This window comes from Streptomyces sp. NPDC002092 (assembly GCF_053593775.1).
Genome location: NZ_JBSFDG010000013.1, coordinates 109,647 through 128,510, shown reverse-complemented (window position 1 = coordinate 128,510; position 18,864 = coordinate 109,647). Strand labels below are relative to the sequence as shown.

The following is an 18,864-nucleotide window of genomic DNA, read 5'->3' as shown; positions in this document are numbered from 1 at the left end:
CACCTCACAGGCTCCACAGGGCCGCCACCAGCGGCCGCCGCAGATCCGCCCGCCGTACGCACAGCCCGATCGGGAACTGCTCCGGCGGCGGATCCGCGGGAACCACCGCCAGCCGGTCGCGGACCGCACTGTGCTCCAGTACGAGCCGGGGGACCACGCCCGTACCGCAGCCCAGGGCCACCAGCGTCAACAGCCCCTCGTGACCGTCCGGTTCGCAGGCCACCTCCGGTCGCGTCCCGCGGGCGCGGAACCAGCGGTCGGCGGCCTCGCGGACCAGCCCGCGGCGGGGCAGGACGAACGGGCCGTCGAGACCGGGGTCCGGGCGGTCCCGTGCGGTGACCAGGACCAGTTCGGTCACCGCCACCGTGCGGCTCACCAGCCCCTCCGGCAGCCGCGCCGGGATGCCCGCCACGGCCACGTCGACCTCGCCCTCGTCGAGCCGGGCCAGCGCGGCCGCCGCATCCCCGGTGCGCAGATCCAGCAGGACCTGGGGGTGGGCGGTGCGCAAAGGGACCAACAGGTCGGGCAGCAGCGCCTGGCAGGCGGTCACCGTGGCGAACATCGCGAGACGGCCGGTGAGCTGGGCCGGGTCGGGGTGCTCCGCACGGTAGGAGCGCCACAACTCCAGTGCCTGCACGGCGTATTCACGGAAGCGGTGCCCCTCCGCCGTCAGCGACACCCCGCGCGGCCCGCGCTCGAACAGCCGGTGCCCGAGATCGGTCTCCAGGCGCTGCACCGTGCGCGTCAGCGTCGCCGGACTGACATGGCAGTCGAGGCTCGTCCGCCCGAAGTTAAGCGTCTGCGCCAGATGGAGAAAGAGCCGCAACTCCCGGTGGTCGTCCCGCACGCCGTGACCTCGCCCTTTCATCTCGCGCAACACTCCGCTGCAGATGTTGCGCTTGCTGCAACGCTCTGCCGGAGCCTACAACTCGACCATGACCTCCACCACGTACACCTCCCGCGTCTTCGCCCTCGAAACGATGGACGTGCCCGGCGGCACCGAGACCATCCTGCGCGGCGGCCGGCACCTCTTCCCGCTGCTGCCGCAGGCCTTCGCCGGCGTCCGCCGCATCGGCGTGCTCGGCTGGGGCCCGCAGGGCCGCGCCCAGGCCCTCAACCTGCGCGACTCGCTCGCCGGCACGGACATCCGGGTGGCGGTCGGACTGCGGCCGGACTCCGCGTCGGCCGCCGACGCCCGCGCCCACGGCTTCACGGAGGAGAACGGCACGCTCGGCGACTGGCTGGCCGTCGCCGCCGACAGCGACCTGCTGATCCTCCTGATCGCGGACGCCGCCCTCGCCGCCCACCACCAGCAGATCTTCGCCGCCCTCAAGCCCGGCGCCGTCATCGGCCTCTCGCACGGCTTCCTGCTCGGCCATCTGAGGGAAACCGGCGGGGAGTTCCCGCCCGGACACGGGGTGATCGCCGTGTGTCCCAAGGGCATGGGCGACTCCGTGCGCCGCCTCTACCAGCAGGGCGAGGAGATCAACGGCGCCGGAATCAACAGCAGTTACGCCGTCCACGCCGACCCCGACGGCCGCGCCACCGACCTCGCGCTCGGCTGGTCGGTCGCGCTCGGTTCGCCGTACACCTTCCGCACCACGCTGGACAGCGAGTACCTCTCCGACATCGTCGGAGAACGCGCCATCCTGCTCGGCGCCGTGCACGGCATCGTCGAGAGCCTGTACACCCGCGCCCGCCTCGACGGCGACGACCCCGTCACCGCGTACGAGAAGACCTGCGAGAACATCACAGGACCGATCGCCCGCACCATCTCGCACACCGGGCTGCGCGCCGTGCGCGAAGGCCTCGACACGGCCGGCCGGGACGTCTTCGACCGCGCGTACAGCGCGACGTACGGCCCCGCCCGCGAGATCGTCGCCGAGATCTACGACGAGGTCGCCGACGGCACCGAACTGCGCAGCGTCATCCTCGCCGAACGGCGGCTCGGCAGCCGCCCGATGAGCGAGATCGGCGGCTCACCCATGTGGTCCGCCGCCGAGGAGGTGCACGCCCGGCGCGGCGAACGCGATCTGCCGGTCGAACCGTTCACCGCGGGCGTCTTCGTCGCCACCATGACCGCCCAGATCGACGAGTTCGCCGAACGCGGCCACCCCTGGTCGGAGATCGTCAACGAGTCCGTCATCGAGGCCGTCGACTCCCTGCTGCCCTACATGCACGCCCGCGATGTCGCCCACATGGTCGACAACTGCTCCCGCACGGCCCGTCTCGGCGCCCGCCGCTGGGGCCCCCGCTTCCAGTCGGCCTACGAGCAGATCGCCTACCCCGCCGCCGAACGCCCGGCGGACGAAGCCCTGTTGACGGCCTTCGACATCCACCCCGTGCACGAGGCCCTGGCCGCGGCGGCGAAACTGCGGCCGTCCGTGGACATCTCCGTCTCCTGAGCACCGTCCCGTACCGTGATCGGCCACCTCACGGCTGGCAGCGCGAACAGCCCGTGGCGTTCCTGGGTCACGAACCGGCCGCATCCACGTACTGCGCCACGCCGTGGCCGAGCAACCAGTCGGCCGACTCGTTGCGGCGGTGATCCTTTCCGCTCAGCGCCACTCGACGGCGAACGCCCGGCCGGGGTTGTCCGTGAGGACGCGGTTCATCAGTTCCTCGCCCAGCTCCCGCGCGAGCCGCGGGCGTATCCTGCGCAGCAGATACGGCATCCCCGGGCCGCCGTCGACCGACCGCGCCCCTGCGACGACCGTGTCCCCGCCGAGCAGCAGCCGGTGGCCGAAACCCGCCTCGGCGAGGGCCCGTACCGCGTCCGGCATGCGCCAGTCCGTGGCGTGATGGGCGCGGGACGGGCCGTCGAAGGCCAGCCAGCAGCCCGCCTCCGCGGCCTGGCGCTGGACCACGAGGTCGGGGGAGCGGTTGAGGTGGCCGAGGATCACGCGCTGCGGCGGGACGCCCAACTCGCCGCACAGCAGGTCCAGTACGTCGAGTGCGCCCGTGCCCAGCTCCAGGTGGACGGCGATCGGCGCCCCCGTGGCGTGGTGGGCCTCGGCCGCCGCGGTCATGGTCCAGCGGGCGTGCGCGTCGAGCGCGTGGAAGCCGCCCGCCACCTTGACGAGGCCGGCGCGAACGCCCGACGTGCCGATGCCTTCGGTGAGTTCGGCGACGAACACGTCGGCGAGTTCGCCGCGCAGCTCGTCGAGCAACTCCGGTGTGTAATGGGCGGCTTGGTGCAGTCCGGTCGCGCAGACCACGTGCACACCGGCCGCCCGGGAGAGGAGGGGCAGGTCGGCGGCCCGACGCCCCATTCCCAGAGGCGTCCACTGGACGACGCTCGCCCCGCCCGCGGCACGGAACGCCTCCAACTCGGCCCGCGCGGCGGTGCCGTCGTTCAGCTCCTGGCCGGGCAGTTGCGGGCTGCTGAGGAAGAGATGGTCGTGCGCGTCGCACACCCCGAGGTCCTCGGGCAGTACGTCCCCCAGCACCGTACGGACGCTGCTCACCACTGGCGCCCGCGCGGCAGCCTCTCACGCCCCGGCGCCGACAGGTGCAGCACCTCGAACAAATCGCCGTCGGCCTTCGGCGTGTCGTGTTCCCACAGCGAGAAGTGGACCAGCTCCCAGCGGCTCGAGTCCACGGCCGCCGCCGCAAGCACCGCGCCGTCCTCGCCGGCCAGCCGCACGGTCTCCTGCGCCGCGTCCGCCATGACGTCGGCCAACACCACGCCCTCGGGCACCGGTTGACGCCGCCGCACCGCGAACCGCGCCGGTGAGCGAGGCGCTCCGCCCTCCTCGTACGCCAGGCCGGTCCACTGCCGCACCGAGGGTCGCCCGAAGTCGTTGCTGAGCCCCTGGAAGGCGCCGCCCCACAGGAAGGTGTTCATGCCCTCCACGGTGTTCCACAGGTAGAACGGCGCGTACTGGTTGACCGGTGAGCCGTTCACGCCGCGCTCCCGCAGGAGATACGTCTTGAAGCCCAGGCCCTCCCAGTCGTCCAGCAGATGCCCGATACGGGCGACCCGGCCGCGGATGATGCTCGTGTCGTAGTCGGCGGGCAGCGTCAACTCGTACTGCATGGCGTGCATCGGATGCCTCCTCAGGCAGAAGGGCCGTTCGCGGGGTAGTCCTCGGGGCCGACGTGCGCGTCCCACTCCGTGGTGGTGCCGTCCTCGGCGGCCTCGACGACCGCGAGATGTGTCATGAAAGTGCGCGGCCCGGCGCCGTGCCAGTGCCACTCGTCCGGTTCGATCCACACGGTGTCGCCCGCGCGGATCGACTCCGGCGCGCCGCCCTTGCGCTGCACGAGTCCCTCACCCTCCAGGACGTGCAGCACCTGACCGCGCGGATGGCGGTGCCAGGCGGTGTGGGCGCCGGGCGCGAAGTGGACGTTGAACATGCGCAGCCGCGACGGGGCCGCGGGCGCGGCTATCTCGTCGAGCCAGACCGAGCCGGTGAAGTTGTCCGCCGGGCCCTGCCGGGTGTCGGGGCGCTTCCTGGTGATGTGCACGGACCTGAACTCCTAACGCGGGGCGAGAAGGGAGAGCAGCCCTCGCACGCCGGCGTCGAAGGCGGCGGGGGAGCCGGAGGCGCGGGCGAGGACATAACCGCCCTGGACGGTCGCGAGGACGGTCGCGGCGATCTCCTCGCCGTCCAGCGAGGGGGCGAACTGCCCCTGCTCCTTGCCCTCTTCGACGATCCCGGCGATCAACTCCCGGATCGCGTCGAGCGTCTCGTCGACCGGCGCGCGCAGCTCGTCGCTGGCGATGACGTCCGGATCCATCGTCAGCCGTCCGACGGGGCAGCCGCGCAACACGTCACGCTCGCGCCGCAGATACGCCTCGATGCGCTCGTACGGCGTTCCCGGCCCGCCCAGTACTCCCTCGGCGGTAGCCCGCAACTCCTCGGCCGTCCGCCGGATCGCCGCCAGGGCGAGATCCGGCTTGCCCTTGAAGTGGTGGTACATGCTGCCCTGTCCGGCGCCCGAGCGCTCCAGGATCGCCTTGGGGCTGGTGCCCACGTAACCGCGCTCCCACAGCAGCTCGCGGGTGGACTCGATCAGCCGGTCCGAGGTGCTTCCCGAGGTGCTCATGCACTGAGTGTACATACTAGTAGTTACAGAAGTCGAGCCCTTTTGGGAGCAGCGGCCGCGACTCCGCCTACTCCCCGGGAGGTACACGCACTGCCGCTGGCCGTAGGACGACCCCGACCCCTCCCCGGCGGGAGTCTCGAGCCATCACCACAAGACGCACCACAGACCCGCCTGGGAGATGACCCGAGATGCAGACCTTCGCAGACTGGCACGGCGGCCCCGGACCGTGGATCCTCTTCTTCCCGCTGATCTGGGCGGCCGTCGTGATCGGCGTCGTGACCGTCCTGCGCCGCACCGTGTGGCGTGGTCGGCGTGGACCCTGGCGGGCCGTGGACGATGCGCGCCCCTCCGGCGACTCGCCGCTCGCCGTGCTCGGCCGCCGCTTCGCCTCCGGTGAGATCGACGAGGACGAGTACTGGCGCCGACTGTCCGTGCTCGACGAGCAGTTCGGCCGCACCAAGGGCGGTGCCGCGTGACCACCACGACCGCCCTCCGCACGGCCGCCCGGGTCGTCGACGCCGTGAAGGTGTACGGCCGCGGCGACACCGAGGTGAGGGCCCTGGACGGGGTGAGCGTCGACTTCCCGGCCGGCCGCTTCACCGCGGTCATGGGGCCCTCGGGCTCCGGAAAGTCGACCCTGATGCACTGCGCGGCCGGCCTCGACACCCTCAGCGCGGGGACCGCGTACATCGGGGACACCGACCTCGGCGGTCTCGACGACCGCCGCCTGACCCTGCTGCGCCGCGACCGCGTCGGCTTCGTCTTCCAGGCGTTCAACCTGGTGCCGACGCTGAGCGTCGCGGAGAACATCACGCTGCCGCTGGACCTCTCCGGCGGCAGCGGCGACCTGGAGTGGATCGAGGCGCTGATCGACGTCGTCGGCTTGCGTGACCGCCTCCACCACCGGCCCGCCGAACTCTCCGGCGGCCAGCAGCAACGCGTCGCCGTGGCACGGGCGTTCGCCGGGCAGCCCGACGTCGTCTTCGCCGACGAGCCCACCGGCAACCTGGACTCCCGCTCCGGCGAGGAGGTCCTCGGCCTGCTCGGCCGCGCCGTGCGCCAGACCTCCCGCACCGTCGTCATGGTCACCCACGACCCGGTGGCCGCCGCCCACGCCGACGAGGTCGTCTTCCTCGCCGACGGACGCCTGGTCGACCGTATGGAATCCCCGACCGCCGACAGGGTCCTGGACCGCATGAAAGCCTTCGAGGTGCCCTCATGAACGCCTCCGTACGCCTGAGCGTGTCCTCCCTGCGCGCCCACCAGCGGCGCTTCGCCGGCACCTTTCTCGCCGTGTTCCTCGGCGTCGCCTTCCTGGCCGGCACGCTCGTCATGGGCGACACGCTGCGCGCCGGCTTCGACTCGATGTTCGGCAACGCCACCAGCGGCACGGGCGCCGTCGTCCGCAGCGCCGACGCCATCACCACACCGGGTGAGAGCCAGGGCGTGCGCCGGCCGGTCGGCACGGCTCTGGTGAACACCCTCGAACGGGTGCCCGGGGTCGCGGCCGCCGCACCCGACATCGAGGGCGCCGGCCAGCTCGTCGGCAAGAACGGCAAGCCCATCGGCGGCAAGGGCCCGCCCACCCTCGCCGGCAACTGGATCCCCGACGCCAAGCTCAACCCCTACCGGCTCGCCGAGGGCCGCGCCCCGCAGAAGTCCGGCGAGGTCGTCGTCAACCGCGGCGCCGCCAAGAAGGGCAACCTGAAGATCGGCGACACCACCACCCTCCGAACCCCCGACCCGGTCAAGGTGACCATCGTCGGCCTGGCGACCTTCGGCGGCGAGGACGGCATGGCACAGGTGACCTTCACCGGCATGACCCGCGCCGACGCCGAGAAATACCTCACCGCCCGCCCCGGCGAGGCGGCGAGCATCAAGGTGCGGGCGGGCCCAGGCCTCAGCGAGAAGGAACTCGTCGACCGCCTGACCCCCGTACTCCCCAAGGGAGTTGAGGCCATCACCGGTCAGGCCTCGGCCCAGGAGAACACCGACATGATCTCCAGCCAGTTCCTGACCGTCTTCACCACCTTCCTCCTCGTCTTCTCCGGCATCGCCCTCCTCGTCGCGACCTTCTCCATCCACAACACCTTCGCGATCGTCGTCGCCCAACGCACCCGCGAGAACGCCCTGTTGCGCGCCCTCGGCGCCTCCCGCCGCCAGGTCACCGCCACCACCCTGACCGAGGCCACCGTCGTCGCCGTGACCGCCTCGGCGGCGGGCCTCGCAGGCGGCATCGGTATCGCAGCCGGACTGCAGGCCCTGTTCCCGGCGATCGGATTCCCCTTCCCCAACGGCAACCTGGTCATCAGCGGCCTGTCCATGACGCTTCCGCTCGCGGTCGGCATCGTGGTCTGCCTGGGCTCCGCGCTGCTGCCCGCCGCACGCGCCGGCCGCACCGCCCCGCTGGCCGCGCTGCGCGAGACGGCCGTCGACACCTCCGGCGCCTCCCGCACCCGCGCCGTCACCGGCCTGGGCCTGGCCGCCCTCGCCGTGGCCACCACGCTCAGCGGAGTGCTCGTCTCACCGTCCCTCTGGATGGCGGGACTCGGCGCCGTACTGGCCCTGGTGGCGTTCGTGGTGCTCGGCCCGGTCGCCTCGACCACGGCCGTACGCATCCTCGGCGGCCCCCTCGACAAACTCCGCGGCGTCACCGGCGGCCTCGCCCGCCGCAACGCCCTGCGCAGCCCCAAGCGGACGGCCGCCACCGCGAGCGCCCTGATGATCGGCGTGGCCGTCGTCTCCCTCTTCACCGTCTTCGGCGCCTCGCTGAAGGCCACCATGGACCAGACCGTGTCCCGGTCCTTCGCCGGCGACGTCGCCGTCAGCACACCGTCATTCGGCGCGGGCGGCAGCGGCCTGAGCCCCCGGCTCGCAGGCGCGGTACAACAACTCCCCGAGGTCGACACGGCCGTGGGCCTGGGACGCGGAGTGGCGAAAGTCGACGGCAGGGGACGGGCGTTGACCGTCACCGACCCCGTCGCGCTGGAGCGCACCTTCGACCTCGGCAAGGTCGACGGTTCACTCCGCGCCCTCGGCGCCGACGGCCTCGCCCTCACCAGGACGGAAGCCAAGAAACAACACCTGTCCACCGGCGACAAGGCCCAACTCGCCTTCACCGACGGCAAGAAGCAGACCTTCACCGTCCGAGCGGTCTACGGCCGGTCCGAACTCGCCGGGGACTACGTCATCACCCGAGCCGCCTGGGCCCCGCACCGCACCCAGGACTCCGACACTCTGGTCGCCGTCTCCTTCAAGGACGGGGTGAGCACGGACGCGGGCAAGGCCGCCGTGCAGAGGGTCGCCGACCGCTACGGCAACCCCGAGGTCCAGACCCGCAGCGAGTACGCGCAGTCCTCGGCCGGCGGCATCGACATGATGCTGACCCTCGTCTACGCCCTGCTCGCCCTCGCGGTCCTCATCGCACTGCTCGGCATCGCCAACACCCTGACCTTGGCGATCCACGAACGCACCCGCGAACTGGGCCTGCTCAGGGCCGTCGGCCAGACCCGCCCCCAACTGCGGGCCATGGTCCGCTGGGAGTCGGTCCTCGTCGCCGCCTTCGGCACGGTCGGCGGCCTGGGCCTCGGCGCCTTCCTCGGCTGGGTCCTGGTCAAGGCCTCGGACGGCGCCAGCGACAGCGCCTTCGCCTTCGCGATCCCACCCACGCAACTCGCGATCGTGGCCCTGGTGGGCCTGGCAGCCGGCGCCCTGGCGGGCCTGCGCCCGGCCCGACGAGCGGCACGCCTGGACGTCCTGCGGGCCATCGCCACGGAGTGACCGACGCCCGGCAACAAGGCGGTCAGCGGCCGTGCCCAATGGCCGACCGGCTCACGGCACAGGCCCTGCAACGCCCACTGCACCGCCGGACACCGGCCGGGAGGGAGCCGCAGGGGCGCGTCGGTCTCTCGACACCGGCTTAGGCGCTCCGAAGGCGACCGACCCGAAAGAGTTGCACGACCGACCCAATGTCACCGCCCGGTCAGCCGGGAACGGCGGACCGGGCGGGAGCGTGCGTGGACCTGTGGCTGTCGGCCGCGTGCTCGAGCTCCACGAGTCGGCGGGCCGGCGTGTCGGCCGTACGGCGCGGAGGGCGGGCCGGGGCAGCCACCGGAGCGGGTGTGGTGGGCAGAGCGAACCAGACGACCTTGCCCGAGTCGCCGTCCGGGCGCGCCCCCCAGCTCTCGCTCACCGCGGCCACCATGGCCAGCCCGCGCCCGGTGGTGGCGGAGGCTTCGACGTCCCGCACCTCGGGCAGGCGGGGGTCGTGGTCGTGCACGGAGACCATGAGCCGGTCCAGCACGAGCTCTATCTCCACGGTGCACAGCTTGTCGGGCTGGGCATGCAGATGGACGTTGGTCAACAGCTCCGTCACACCGAGCGCGGCCCGGTCGATGAGGGCGTCCAGATGCCAGTAGCGCAACTGCGCAGAGACGATTCTGCGGACCTGGCCGATCCGCGACGGCAGGGCTTGCAGCTCTACCGTGCAGTGCCTGCTTGGGTGACTGATCACGGCTGCGACTCCCCGACTTAAGAGGTCCGGAAGAACACGGAGTACGGATCCAGCAGGTGCCTGAGGGCCTGGCCACCTGCCGTCGTGCCCGGCGGGCTGGTTCGCAGCGTTATCGCCGGTAAACCCAGAGTGACGTGTGAACAGCGTGACCCAGGGGGCGCGGGACCGCAACTCGCCATCGGTTGCCCCGACCACGCGGGGGCGAGCCCGCCGCCGTCCTGTGGGTCCTGTCAGCCGCCGCGCCCCGCCGCTTTGCGTACGGCCTCGATGAAGCGGCGCGCCGCGGGCGGCCCCGGCTCGCCCGGCGCGGGGTCGTGCTCGCCCAGAGTGAGCAGGTACCGCTTGCCGTTGAGGTCCGCGAGCGCTCGGTCCTCCGCGGCGAACCAGGGCTTGGAGGCGCGCACCGTCTGCACCGGCGCGCTGTCGATCTCGGTGCCGTAACTGGTGAGCAGCGCAAGTCTGCCGTCGCTGATCCGGACCTGCCCGGCCCGGGTGAGCGAACGCAGCCGTTTGCCGATCCGCACGCCCGTCGCCGTGAACTCCGGCTCCGCCATGCCGCCCGCCCCCTTGTGGCCGTCCGGTGCGCTGGACCGTGCCCTGTGTGGTCGTGATCCAGCTCGTCTCGTGATCCAGTGTGCGCCCCCGTTCGGTGCAGTCTGCCCCCACCCGACGTCTGGCACCAGTACGCACGACACGCTCGGAGCGAGTGCCCGGAGCACTCGCGCGAATGCGCCCCCACCTTCGCCCGACTACCGGCCCCAGGGTGTCCTTTGGGGTCCTCAAAGGTGCGTTTATGCAGGTGAGAAGCGTGCGGAAGGTGTTTATGATCGGTGTGTCGGCCGCGCTGTGCGCCGTCGGCGCACAGCCTAAGGAGCACCCGTCGTGAGCACCTCCCAGCAGACCCGGACCGGCAAAACCCTCGATGTCGACCACAGCGACGCCGCCTACCGCGACTGGCTGAAAGAAGCCGTCCGCAAGGTCCAGGCCGATGCCAACCGCTCGGCCGACACGCATCTGCTCCGCTTTCCGCTGCCCGAGAAGTGGGGGATCGACCTGTACCTGAAGGACGAGTCGACCCACCCGACCGGCAGCCTCAAGCACCGGCTCGCCCGCTCGCTCTTCCTCTACGGACTGTGCAACGGCTGGATCCGGCCGGGCCGCCCGGTGATCGAGGCGTCCAGCGGCTCGACGGCCGTCTCCGAGGCGTACTTCGCGAAGCTGATCGGGGTGCCCTTCATCGCCGTGATGCCGCGCACGACGAGTGCCGAGAAGGTCCGCCTCATCGAGTTCCATGGCGCGCAGTGCCACTTCGTGGACGACTCCCGCAAGATGTACGACGAATCGGCCCGCCTCGCGGTGGAGACCGGCGGCCATTACATGGACCAGTTCACCTACGCCGAACGGGCCACGGACTGGCGCGGCAACAACAACATCGCCGAATCCATCTTCCGTCAGCTGGAGTTGGAGCGGTTCCCGGAGCCCGCGTGGATCGTGGCGACGGCGGGCACCGGCGGCACCTCGGCGACCCTCGCGCGCTACGTCCACTACACCCAGCGCGACACCCGCATCTGTGTGGCAGATCCGGAGAACTCATGTTTCTTCGAGGGCTGGACCACCGGCGATCCGGACGTCACCAATGACTGCGGCTCGCGCATCGAAGGCATCGGCCGCCCCCGGATGGAGCCGAGCTTCGTGCCGGGCGCCATCGACCGGATGATGAAGGTGCCCGACGCGGCCAGCGTCGCCGCCGTACGGGCGCTGGAGCGGGCCATCGGCCGCAAGGCGGGCGGCTCGACGGGCACCGGACTGTGGAGCGCGCTGAAGATCGTCGCCGAGATGGTGGCCGAGGGACGGCAGGGGAGCGTGGTGACGCTGTTGTGCGATCCGGGGGACCGGTACCTGGACAAGTACTACTCGGATGCGTGGCTCTTTGAGCAGGGGCTGGAGATTGAGCCGTACGCGGCAGCGATCGATGCGCTGCTGGAGACCGGCGTCTGGCCCTGCTGAGCGCTGTGCCGGACGTCTGCTCAGCGTCTGCGGCTTCGTCTTCAGCGTCTGCGGCTTCGTCGTGGCTGGTCGCGTCCGCGCGGCGGAGCCGCAAATCGCCACAGCCCCGCGCGCCTTCTGGACGCTGCCGGAACTGCTCAGCCCTGGCGGGCGAGCCGACGGTCCAGCGAGACGACCGCGTCCCGGAAGGCCCGCCCCAGCCCCGCCCGCGCCGCCTTCACCACGAAGCGGAACGGTGCCGTGCCGTCCGCCGCGAAGGTCCACTGGACGCGTGTGCCCGTCCCGGCCGGTACCAGTCGCCACTCCTCGGCGAGGGCGCGGGCGCCGGGTGCGTTGGTGACGTCGACCCGGTAGGCGTACACCTCCGCCTCCTTCGCCGCGATGACCGTCTCCCGGAAGCGGCCGCCGCCCTTGAGCCGGATGTCGCGCCCGGCGCCGCCGTCGAGGGACCGCGCGTGTGTGACGGCCGCGAACCATTCCGCCCACCCCGGCACATCGTCGTTGAGGGCGTGGAAGACCGCCTCGGGGGTCGCGGACACCTCTTGGGCGAAGACCAGACGCACGGGTGCGGTGTCGACGAAGTCGAGCCCGACGGGACGCAGACGGTGGGCCATGAGCGCGAACCCCCTTGACGGAGAAGGGTGGTTGACCTGGGCGACGTCACGATAGCTGGCGACCCGTCAGATGTCAGCAGCGCCCCGAGGGGTCAGCTTTCCGACTCGCCCACCACGACCAGCCGGCGCAGATGCTCGGAGATCTCCTCGCGCGCGTCGCCCGCCAGGCCCGCGTCCGTCACCAGCGTGTCGACCTGCTCCAGCGCCGCGAACGAACTCAGGCCCACCACACCCCACTTGGTGTGGTCGGCGACCACCACGACCCGCCGCGCCGACTGCACCAGGCGCCGGTTGGTCTCGGCTTCCGCGAGGTTCGGTGTCGACAGCCCGGCCTCCACCGATATGCCGTGCACACCGAGGAACAGCACGTCGAAGTGGAGCGCCGCGATCGCCTGGTCGGCCACCGGGCCCACCAGCGAGTCGGAGGGCGTGCGCACCCCGCCGGTCAGCACCACCGTGGCCGCACCCTGCCGGGGGCCGGAGGTGCGCTGCGCCGCATGGAAGACATCGGCCACCCGCACCGAGTTCGTCACTACGGTCAGGTCCGGCACGTCCAGCAGATGGTGGGCCAGTGCATACGTCGTCGTACCGCCCGACAGGGCGATCGCGGTACCCGGCGCCACCAGCTGGGCCGCCGAGCGGGCGATGTCCTCCTTGGCCGTCAGCTCAAGGCCCGACTTGGCCTCGAAGCCCGGCTCATGCGTGCTCGCCTCCACGATCGGCACCGCGCCGCCGTGCACCTTCTCCAGCACGCCCTGGCGGGACAGCGCGTCCAGGTCGCGGCGCACCGTCATGTCCGACACGCCGAGCTTGCGGGTCAGCTCGTTCACGCGGACCCCGCCCCGGCGCCGGACCTCGTCCAGGATCAGGGCGCGCCGCTGCTCCGCGAGGAGGTTCTGATTCTCGCTCACGTACGCTCCGGTCCTTTCGCCTCAAGCCGTCCGACACGCCCTGCGCACCTGCTCCGACAAGGACATTCTTACCTGCCCCGGTGCGCGGACCCCCCATCCTTGCACGGGTGGGCCCCCATGACGCCACCTGCCCGACGCGCGCATGTCACCAATGCCCCTTCTGTTCCCCGCAGATCACCCGGATCGGGGAGATTGCGTGTTCACGGGTGTACAGCCCCGCCGGAGCAGAGATCCTTGTGCCCGCACGGTGACAAGAAGACGGCGCGTCACGGGGGAAGTGCGAACAGTGGAACGTGTCCCGACCAGCGGTCCCGTCCCGGGACCCGAGAGATCCGCAATCGCCCTGGAACTCCTGGTCCACGGCGTGGGCGGCACCACGCCCCAGGAGATGCTCGGTGATCCGCGCACGGTGCGGATCACCGGCGACGACACGGCTGCCGTCTTCCGGCGCGCCGAGGACGTCGACGCGGAGAGCAGACCCGAGGCCTACCGCGGCAGACCGGTGCCGGAGGCCTACGTCTGGTGCAATCTCACCTCCGGCAACAGCGCGCGGGCCCTGTGGCTGCTGCTCCTGCCGTTCATGGTGGTCAACCTCGCCCACTGGATGCGGCCCACCGCGCGCGGCCACCGACGCACGGTCCGCCTGTACGGCCTGCTCGTACGCCTGGCGGGCCTGACACTGACGGTGCTGCTGGTCGCGGCCGCCTGCGAGGTCGCCCTTGACCTGGCGGTCTGGCAGTGCGCGGGCACGCGCGCGTGCGCCGAGCGGCACTCCTGGCTGGGCTTCCTCTCGCCCGAGGCGTCGCAGAACGGCTGGTGGAGCAGGCCCGGACGGCGACTCGCCGTCGCGGCCCTGGTGCCCGCAGCGCTCACCGCCCTGCTCTGGTACCTCTCCCACCGCACCTGGAGCGCGTACGAGTCCCAGCAGCCCATCGACCGCCGGCCCGAACCCGACGAGGACACCGGCCACACCGCGCTGGGCCGGCCCGGCTTCTGGTACGGCCGCCGGCTGGTCGCCCGGCTGCGTGCCGCGCACACTGCGGCGGGCCTGCTGACGGTGGCCGCGGCGGTCGCATCCTCCGCGGCCCGCTTCGACCGCAGGCCCGGCGGCCCGGCGGCACTCGACACCGTGGGCCGGCTCCTGGAGACCGCGCTCGTCGCCACCGCCGTGGTCGTGGTGTGGGTGGTCTGCCGCCGGGGACGCACCGAGAACCGCGTCGACCAGGAACTCGACGAGCATCTCGTACGACGCCTGCCGCTGACCGCGCTCCTCCTGCTGCTGCTGTGCGCGGTGTACGCCGGCTGGGAGCGCCCGGGCTGGCGGTCGGCCGGTCTGCTCCCCGGCGGCGGCACCACCTTCGGCGCCCTCGCCCTGGTCCAGGGGTTACTGGTGATCGCCCTCGCGCTGGTCGCCCACCTGCTGTACCGCAGCCACCCCGATGCCCGGACCGTGCTGCGCGGCCAGGGCGGACCCGCCGTCGCCATGCTGGCCTGCGCCCTGGGCGGGGTGATGTCCGGTGGTGTCTCCCAGCGGGTGTCCGACTGGCTGGACGGCACCGGCACCTCCATCGACGGCCCGCCGGTCCTGCTGACCTGGCAGGCGTCCGTGATCCCCGTGCTGCTCCTCGTCCTGTTCGTGTTCTGCGCCGGGCTGGGCCGGCGGGCCTGGCTGCTGCGCCGCACCGAACTGGGCACCGTCGAGCTCGACTACCCCGGCGAACCCAAGGACACGGCGCGCACCCGACGCATCGCGACCACCCGCGCGCTGGCCGCACTCACCGACCGCGGACCCCTCGTCGTCGCCGTCACCTCCGCCACGACCCTGCTGCTGGGCGCCGGAGCCCTCCTGGGTGCGAAGATCACCGAACAGGCGCCCGGTGAGGCCGCCCAGCACGCCTTCGCCTTCGTGCACGGCGCCGCACAGACCGCCCAGGCGCTGGGCTCCTGGCTGATCGGCCTGGGTTTCATACTCTTCGTCACCTGGGGCAGGCGCGCCTACAAGGACGCCTCCGCCCGGCGCACCATCGGCATCCTGTGGGACGTCGGCACCTTCTGGCCGCGCGCCGCCCACCCCTTCGCCCCGCCCTGCTACGCGGAGCGCGCGGTGCCGGACCTGACCTGGCGGATGGCGACCTGGACGCGCGCCACCGGCGGCCGCCTCGTCCTCTCCGGGCACTCCCAGGGCAGCGTGCTCGCGGCCGCCGCGGCCTGGCAGCTGAAGCCGTCCGTCCGCAGTCGGGTCGCCCTGCTGACCTACGGCTCCCCGCTCGAGCGCCTCTACGGCCGCTGGTTCCCGGCCCACTTCGGCCCCGCCGCCCTCAGCTCCCTGCACCACGACGTCGACTGCTGGCGCAACCTCTACCGGCTCACCGACCCGATCGGTGGCCCGGTCCGGCTGTCCGGGGACTGCGGCCCCGAAGTGGACCGCGCACCCCTGAAGGACCCCCTCGCCTACGGCCGCACCGCACAGCACCCGCTGCCCGCCCCGATCCTCGGTCACGGCGACTACCAGGCCGATCCGGCCTTCGCCGAGGAGCGGGAACGGCTCCTGTCCCGCCTGCGCTCGGAGCTACCCGGGCCACGCCCCGGGCCGGTACCTCAGGGGGACTCGGGCAGATCCTCGGCGTAGAGCAGGGTCAGATCGTCCGTGCTCGGCTCGTCGACCTGGGCGACCCGGCCCGCATGCCGCTCCACCATCGCCTCGAAGGTCTGGCGTGCGGTCCGGCCGTTGCCGAACGCCGGGCCCTTCGGGAGTGCCGTGAAGTACTTCAGCAGCGCCTGAGCGGTGCCCGGCGCCAGCCGGTACTCGTGCTCGTCGGCCTGCTGCTCGACGATCCTGAGCAGTTCGTCGGGCTCGTAGTCGCTGAAGGTGATGGTCCGTGAGAAACGGGACGCCACACCGGGGTTGACCGAGAGGAACCGCTCCATCTCGGCCGTGTAGCCCGCGACGATCACCACGACTGCGTCCCGGTGGTCCTCCATCAGTTTCACCAGCGTGTCGATGGCCTCCTTGCCGAAGTCCCGGCCCGAGTCCTCCGGTGACAGCGCGTACGCCTCGTCGATGAACAGCACACCGCCGCGCGCCCTGTCGAAGGCCTCCTGGGTTCGGATCGCCGTCGAGCCGATGTGCTCGCCGACCAGGTCGACCCGTGACACCTCGACGAGATGCCCCTTCTCCAGCACACCGAGCGAGGCGAGGATCTCGCCGTACAGCCGGGCCACGGTCGTCTTGCCGGTGCCGGGGGAGCCGGTGAAGACCAGATGCCGCTTGACGGAGGCCGCCTTGAGGCCGGCCTGCTGCCGGCGCCGGCCCACCTCGATCATGTCGGTGAGCGCCCGCACCTCGCGCTTGACGCTCTCCAGACCCACCAGCGCGTCCAGTTCACCCAGCACGGCCTTCGGCGTCCGTGCCGACTGCTCGGGCTGCGCGGCGGCCAGCAGGGGCTCCTGCTCGGTGCTGCGCTGCCCCGGGATCGCGCCCAGCAGGCCCGGTGACTGAGCGGTCTGCTGTACGGCGGTCTCACGGGCCGCGGGCGACCTGAGGCCTGCGCTCTCGTCGCTGGTGCAGTCCTCGACGACCGGGCCCGAACCGGGGGCCGTTTCGCCGCCGTCCGCGAACTCGTAGCCGCCGCGCGCGCACCGCTCCGTGCGGCACTTGCGCAGCGTCGTACGGCTGCCGTCGATGACATGGAAGCCGTAGCCGCCGCTGCCGGTCACCCGGCAGCCCACGAAGCTGCCCCGGCCGCCCGCCGACACGTAGAAGCCCGCCTCGGCGGGGGAGTCGATCGTGCAGCGCTCGATGGTGGGATCCGCGCCCTTGGTGACGATCACGCCGGTCTGGGTGGCGTCGATGGTGCAGTTGCTCAGGGTGCCGCCGCTGCCGTGGTCTCGGAACCAGGCGCCGGTCGCGGCGTCCCGGATGCGGCAGTCGTCGAGCTGCGCGGTCGCGCCGTCGCTCACCGACACCGCCGTGTTGCGGACCTGGGTCAGGTCGCTGTCGACGACGTCCGCGCGCGAGCCGCGGTCCAGGACGAACAGGGCGTCCGGCACGTCGTGCACCCGGCAGGACTCCAGCACGGCGGTGGCGCCGTCGCTGACCCACACCGCCGGGTAGTCACCCGTGCTGTCGAAGATCTCGCACTGGTTGGCGTCCACGCGCGTGCCCGGATCCCACACCGACAGGCCGTTGCGCCCGAACTGACGCACCGTCGTGCGAGTCAGGGTGAGCACGGAGCGCGAGCGCAGATCGACCGCGTTCTCCGGGATGTCGTGGATGCGGCAGTCGGCGAGGGTGAGCACCGCGTCCGTGTCCAGCGTGACACCGTCCGCGGTGGTGCGGTGCACATCGCAGTCCGTCAGGTGCGCGGTGGCCCGGCCGGTGACCTGGACGCCGCTGCCCCGCACCTCGTACACCTCGCAACCCACCGCTTCCAACGCGGAGTTCTCCCCGGTCGCCGACAACCCCGCGCCCGAGGCGTGATGGATCCGGCACCGCTCCAGGCGCGGGTGCGCACCGCCGCGGACGGCGACCCCCGACTGACCGGCGGCGACGACCTCGCATTCCTCGAACACCCCGCCCCCGCCGTCGAGTACGGCGATGCCGATGCCGGCCGGGTTGTCCACGGTGCACCGTCGCACGGTGGGACGCGCGCCTGCGCGCACCTCTATTCCGGCCGCGGAGCGGGTGATGATCCGAACGTCCAGCAGTTCCGGAGTGCCCTCCTCGACCAGCAGGGCGGGCACCGAGGCGTCCTGCCCCTCCACATGCAGGTCCTGGACCACCGCCGAGGCACGCACGGTCAGCGGCACCCCGTCCACCGGTGCGATCCGCACCGAACCGGGGGAGCCCTCGGGCCCCCGCAACGTCACCGACCGCTGGACCACGAGGTTCTCCCGGTAGGTACCGGGCGCGACGGTGAGGACGTCACCGTCGGCTGCGGCCTCCAGGGCGGCGGCGAGCGATGCGTACTCACCCGTGCGGCGTCGCCACCGCGATGTGCCGGTGTGCGTCACCTGGACCGTGCCCTGTGCCATGGCGTTGCTGTGCCCCCACCTCGTGGTACGCGGGTTGATGCCGATTGCGTTCGGCCGGTCCACCGTAGCGTGCGCGCGGGCGGTGGGTTGACCAGAGCCGTAAGGCCGTCAGCTGCCCGTGCCGGTCCTGCCCCAGTCCGGGCCCGCGCGGTCCCAGGCCTGGTCCCAACGGGCGTACCGGCGACGGACCATGCGCCAGACGATCAGCCGCCGGGCGCCCTCGATGGCACCCGCGGAGAATATGGCGGCACCGAACCCGGCGAGCACCGCATGGGTCGTCGCCGTCGTGGAGTCCAGGGGACGGGCCACCATCTGGCCGTGCTGGTCCGTCCATATCTTGAAGTGGTCGCCGTGGTGCGGGGACTTGAGCTGGGCCAGGGCCGCGCCGTGGTGGCGGGAGCCGTCCGGTGCGGTCCAGTCGGCGACGACGCGGCTGCGCAGGTCCCGCGCCGAGGCCGTTTCCGGGTCGGTGTCCAGGGGGGAGCGGTCCAGTTTGCGCACCACGGTGGCCGTCACCAGGTGGCGGGCCGTGCGCTGGTCGCGGACCGACTGCTGCAGGGCGTCCTCGGCGATGCCGCCGACGAGGGAACCGACCACGGGCGCGACGGCCAGGATCAGCAGCAGCGCCAGCAGCGCCACCCACGCCTCGATCAGATCGCTCGTGCGCCGCAGCGGATTGTGCCGCCAGCGCCAGAGTCCGCCGATTGCTCGCACTGTCCTGCACCCCCTTCCC

At 72.0% G+C, this 18,864-nt stretch carries 17 protein-coding genes; 6 read left to right on the top strand and 11 right to left on the bottom strand.

What is annotated here, in order from left to right; genetic code table 11:
- Nucleotides 1-4 precede the first annotated feature (4 nt).
- Complete coding sequence (ilvY, locus tag ACWCRD_RS28765; protein WP_450968672.1) at nt 5-847, bottom strand: HTH-type transcriptional activator IlvY; 843 nt, start codon at nt 845-847, stop codon at nt 5-7.
- Between the two features lie 88 nt (nt 848-935).
- Here ilvY and ACWCRD_RS28760 point away from each other — a divergent pair, with 88 nt between their 5' ends.
- Complete coding sequence (locus ACWCRD_RS28760; RefSeq protein WP_450968671.1) at nt 936-2,405, top strand: ketol-acid reductoisomerase; 1,470 nt, start codon at nt 936-938, stop codon at nt 2,403-2,405.
- A 153-nt stretch (nt 2,406-2,558) separates the two neighbouring features.
- Here ACWCRD_RS28760 and ACWCRD_RS28755 read toward each other — a convergent pair whose 3' ends face one another.
- The 4 genes from ACWCRD_RS28755 to ACWCRD_RS28740 are packed head-to-tail and all read right to left on the bottom strand — an operon-like array spanning nt 2,559 to nt 5,052.
- Nucleotides 2,559-3,467, bottom strand: a complete 909-nt coding sequence (locus ACWCRD_RS28755; protein ID WP_450968670.1) for a phosphotriesterase family protein — start codon at nt 3,465-3,467, stop codon at nt 2,559-2,561.
- The gene (locus ACWCRD_RS28750; RefSeq protein ID WP_450968669.1) at nt 3,464-4,048 is read right to left on the bottom strand and encodes a DUF4865 family protein; all 585 of its coding nucleotides are present in this window, start codon (nt 4,046-4,048) and stop codon (nt 3,464-3,466) included. The genes ACWCRD_RS28755 and ACWCRD_RS28750 overlap by 4 nt, the downstream gene beginning before the upstream one ends.
- A gap of 11 nt (nt 4,049-4,059) precedes the next feature.
- A complete protein-coding gene (locus ACWCRD_RS28745; protein WP_450968668.1) occupies nt 4,060-4,470 on the bottom strand; it encodes a (R)-mandelonitrile lyase in 411 nt (136 codons plus the stop codon).
- A gap of 12 nt (nt 4,471-4,482) precedes the next feature.
- Nucleotides 4,483-5,052, bottom strand: coding sequence for a TetR/AcrR family transcriptional regulator (locus tag ACWCRD_RS28740; RefSeq protein WP_450968667.1), 570 nt, complete (start codon nt 5,050-5,052; stop codon nt 4,483-4,485).
- A gap of 188 nt (nt 5,053-5,240) precedes the next feature.
- Between ACWCRD_RS28740 and ACWCRD_RS28735 the strand changes: the two genes are divergently transcribed.
- The 3 genes from ACWCRD_RS28735 to ACWCRD_RS28725 are packed head-to-tail and all read left to right on the top strand — an operon-like array spanning nt 5,241 to nt 8,832.
- Nucleotides 5,241-5,528: an SHOCT domain-containing protein gene (locus ACWCRD_RS28735; protein ID WP_450968666.1), complete on the top strand. Its 288-nt coding sequence runs from the start codon at nt 5,241-5,243 to the stop codon at nt 5,526-5,528.
- Nucleotides 5,525-6,274, top strand: coding sequence for an ABC transporter ATP-binding protein (locus ACWCRD_RS28730; RefSeq protein ID WP_450968665.1), 750 nt, complete (start codon nt 5,525-5,527; stop codon nt 6,272-6,274). The genes ACWCRD_RS28735 and ACWCRD_RS28730 overlap by 4 nt, the downstream gene beginning before the upstream one ends.
- Nucleotides 6,271-8,832, top strand: coding sequence for an ABC transporter permease (locus ACWCRD_RS28725; RefSeq protein ID WP_450968664.1), 2,562 nt, complete (start codon nt 6,271-6,273; stop codon nt 8,830-8,832). Before ACWCRD_RS28730 ends, ACWCRD_RS28725 begins: the two co-directional genes overlap by 4 nt.
- A gap of 202 nt (nt 8,833-9,034) precedes the next feature.
- Here ACWCRD_RS28725 and ACWCRD_RS28720 read toward each other — a convergent pair whose 3' ends face one another.
- Both ACWCRD_RS28720 and ACWCRD_RS28715 read right to left on the bottom strand, forming a co-directional pair.
- Entirely contained in the window at nt 9,035-9,565 is a 531-nt protein-coding gene (locus ACWCRD_RS28720) for an ATP-binding protein (protein ID WP_450968663.1), read from the bottom strand.
- A 230-nt stretch (nt 9,566-9,795) separates the two neighbouring features.
- The gene (locus ACWCRD_RS28715; protein WP_450968662.1) at nt 9,796-10,119 is read right to left on the bottom strand and encodes a hypothetical protein; all 324 of its coding nucleotides are present in this window, start codon (nt 10,117-10,119) and stop codon (nt 9,796-9,798) included.
- A gap of 328 nt (nt 10,120-10,447) precedes the next feature.
- On the opposite strand from ACWCRD_RS28715, the gene ACWCRD_RS28710 reads away from it, so the two are divergent.
- Nucleotides 10,448-11,572: a PLP-dependent cysteine synthase family protein gene (locus ACWCRD_RS28710; RefSeq protein WP_450968661.1), complete on the top strand. Its 1,125-nt coding sequence runs from the start codon at nt 10,448-10,450 to the stop codon at nt 11,570-11,572.
- Nucleotides 11,573-11,709: 137 nt separating this feature from the next.
- Here the strand turns inward: ACWCRD_RS28710 and ACWCRD_RS28705 are convergent, their stop codons facing one another.
- Nucleotides 11,710-12,186 (bottom strand): SRPBCC family protein, encoded by a 477-nt coding sequence (locus ACWCRD_RS28705; RefSeq protein WP_450968660.1) that lies wholly within the window; start codon nt 12,184-12,186, stop codon nt 11,710-11,712.
- Between the two features lie 92 nt (nt 12,187-12,278).
- Nucleotides 12,279-13,097: a DeoR/GlpR family DNA-binding transcription regulator gene (locus ACWCRD_RS28700; protein ID WP_450968659.1), complete on the bottom strand. Its 819-nt coding sequence runs from the start codon at nt 13,095-13,097 to the stop codon at nt 12,279-12,281.
- 277 nt (nt 13,098-13,374) lie between these two features.
- On the opposite strand from ACWCRD_RS28700, the gene ACWCRD_RS28695 reads away from it, so the two are divergent.
- Complete coding sequence (locus tag ACWCRD_RS28695; RefSeq protein WP_450968658.1) at nt 13,375-15,726, top strand: hypothetical protein; 2,352 nt, start codon at nt 13,375-13,377, stop codon at nt 15,724-15,726.
- Here the strand turns inward: ACWCRD_RS28695 and ACWCRD_RS28690 are convergent.
- Together ACWCRD_RS28690 and ACWCRD_RS28685 are read right to left on the bottom strand one after the other, a co-directional pair.
- A complete protein-coding gene (locus ACWCRD_RS28690; protein WP_450968657.1) occupies nt 15,696-18,131 on the bottom strand; it encodes a right-handed parallel beta-helix repeat-containing protein in 2,436 nt (811 codons plus the stop codon). The two genes, ACWCRD_RS28695 and ACWCRD_RS28690, sit on opposite strands and share 31 nt — an antisense overlap.
- A gap of 108 nt (nt 18,132-18,239) precedes the next feature.
- A complete protein-coding gene (locus ACWCRD_RS28685) occupies nt 18,240-18,845 on the bottom strand; it encodes an Rv1733c family protein (protein WP_450968656.1) in 606 nt (201 codons plus the stop codon).
- Nucleotides 18,846-18,864: the final 19 nt, after the last annotated feature.

Bases quoted from the DNA above. Each gene is read 5' to 3' on its own strand.
- ACWCRD_RS28760 (WP_450968671.1), top strand. From the start codon at position 936: ATGACCTCCACCACGTACACCTCCCGCGTCTTCGCCCTCGAAACGATG.
- ACWCRD_RS28750 (WP_450968669.1), bottom strand. From the start codon at position 4,048: ATGCACGCCATGCAGTACGAGTTGACGCTGCCCGCCGACTACGACACG.
- ACWCRD_RS28740 (WP_450968667.1), bottom strand. From the start codon at position 5,052: ATGAGCACCTCGGGAAGCACCTCGGACCGGCTGATCGAGTCCACCCGC.
- ACWCRD_RS28735 (WP_450968666.1), top strand. From the start codon at position 5,241: ATGCAGACCTTCGCAGACTGGCACGGCGGCCCCGGACCGTGGATCCTC.
- ACWCRD_RS28725 (WP_450968664.1), top strand. From the start codon at position 6,271: ATGAACGCCTCCGTACGCCTGAGCGTGTCCTCCCTGCGCGCCCACCAG.
- ACWCRD_RS28715 (WP_450968662.1), bottom strand. From the start codon at position 10,119: ATGGCGGAGCCGGAGTTCACGGCGACGGGCGTGCGGATCGGCAAACGG.
- ACWCRD_RS28705 (WP_450968660.1), bottom strand. From the start codon at position 12,186: ATGGCCCACCGTCTGCGTCCCGTCGGGCTCGACTTCGTCGACACCGCA.
- ACWCRD_RS28690 (WP_450968657.1), bottom strand. From the start codon at position 18,131: ATGGCACAGGGCACGGTCCAGGTGACGCACACCGGCACATCGCGGTGG.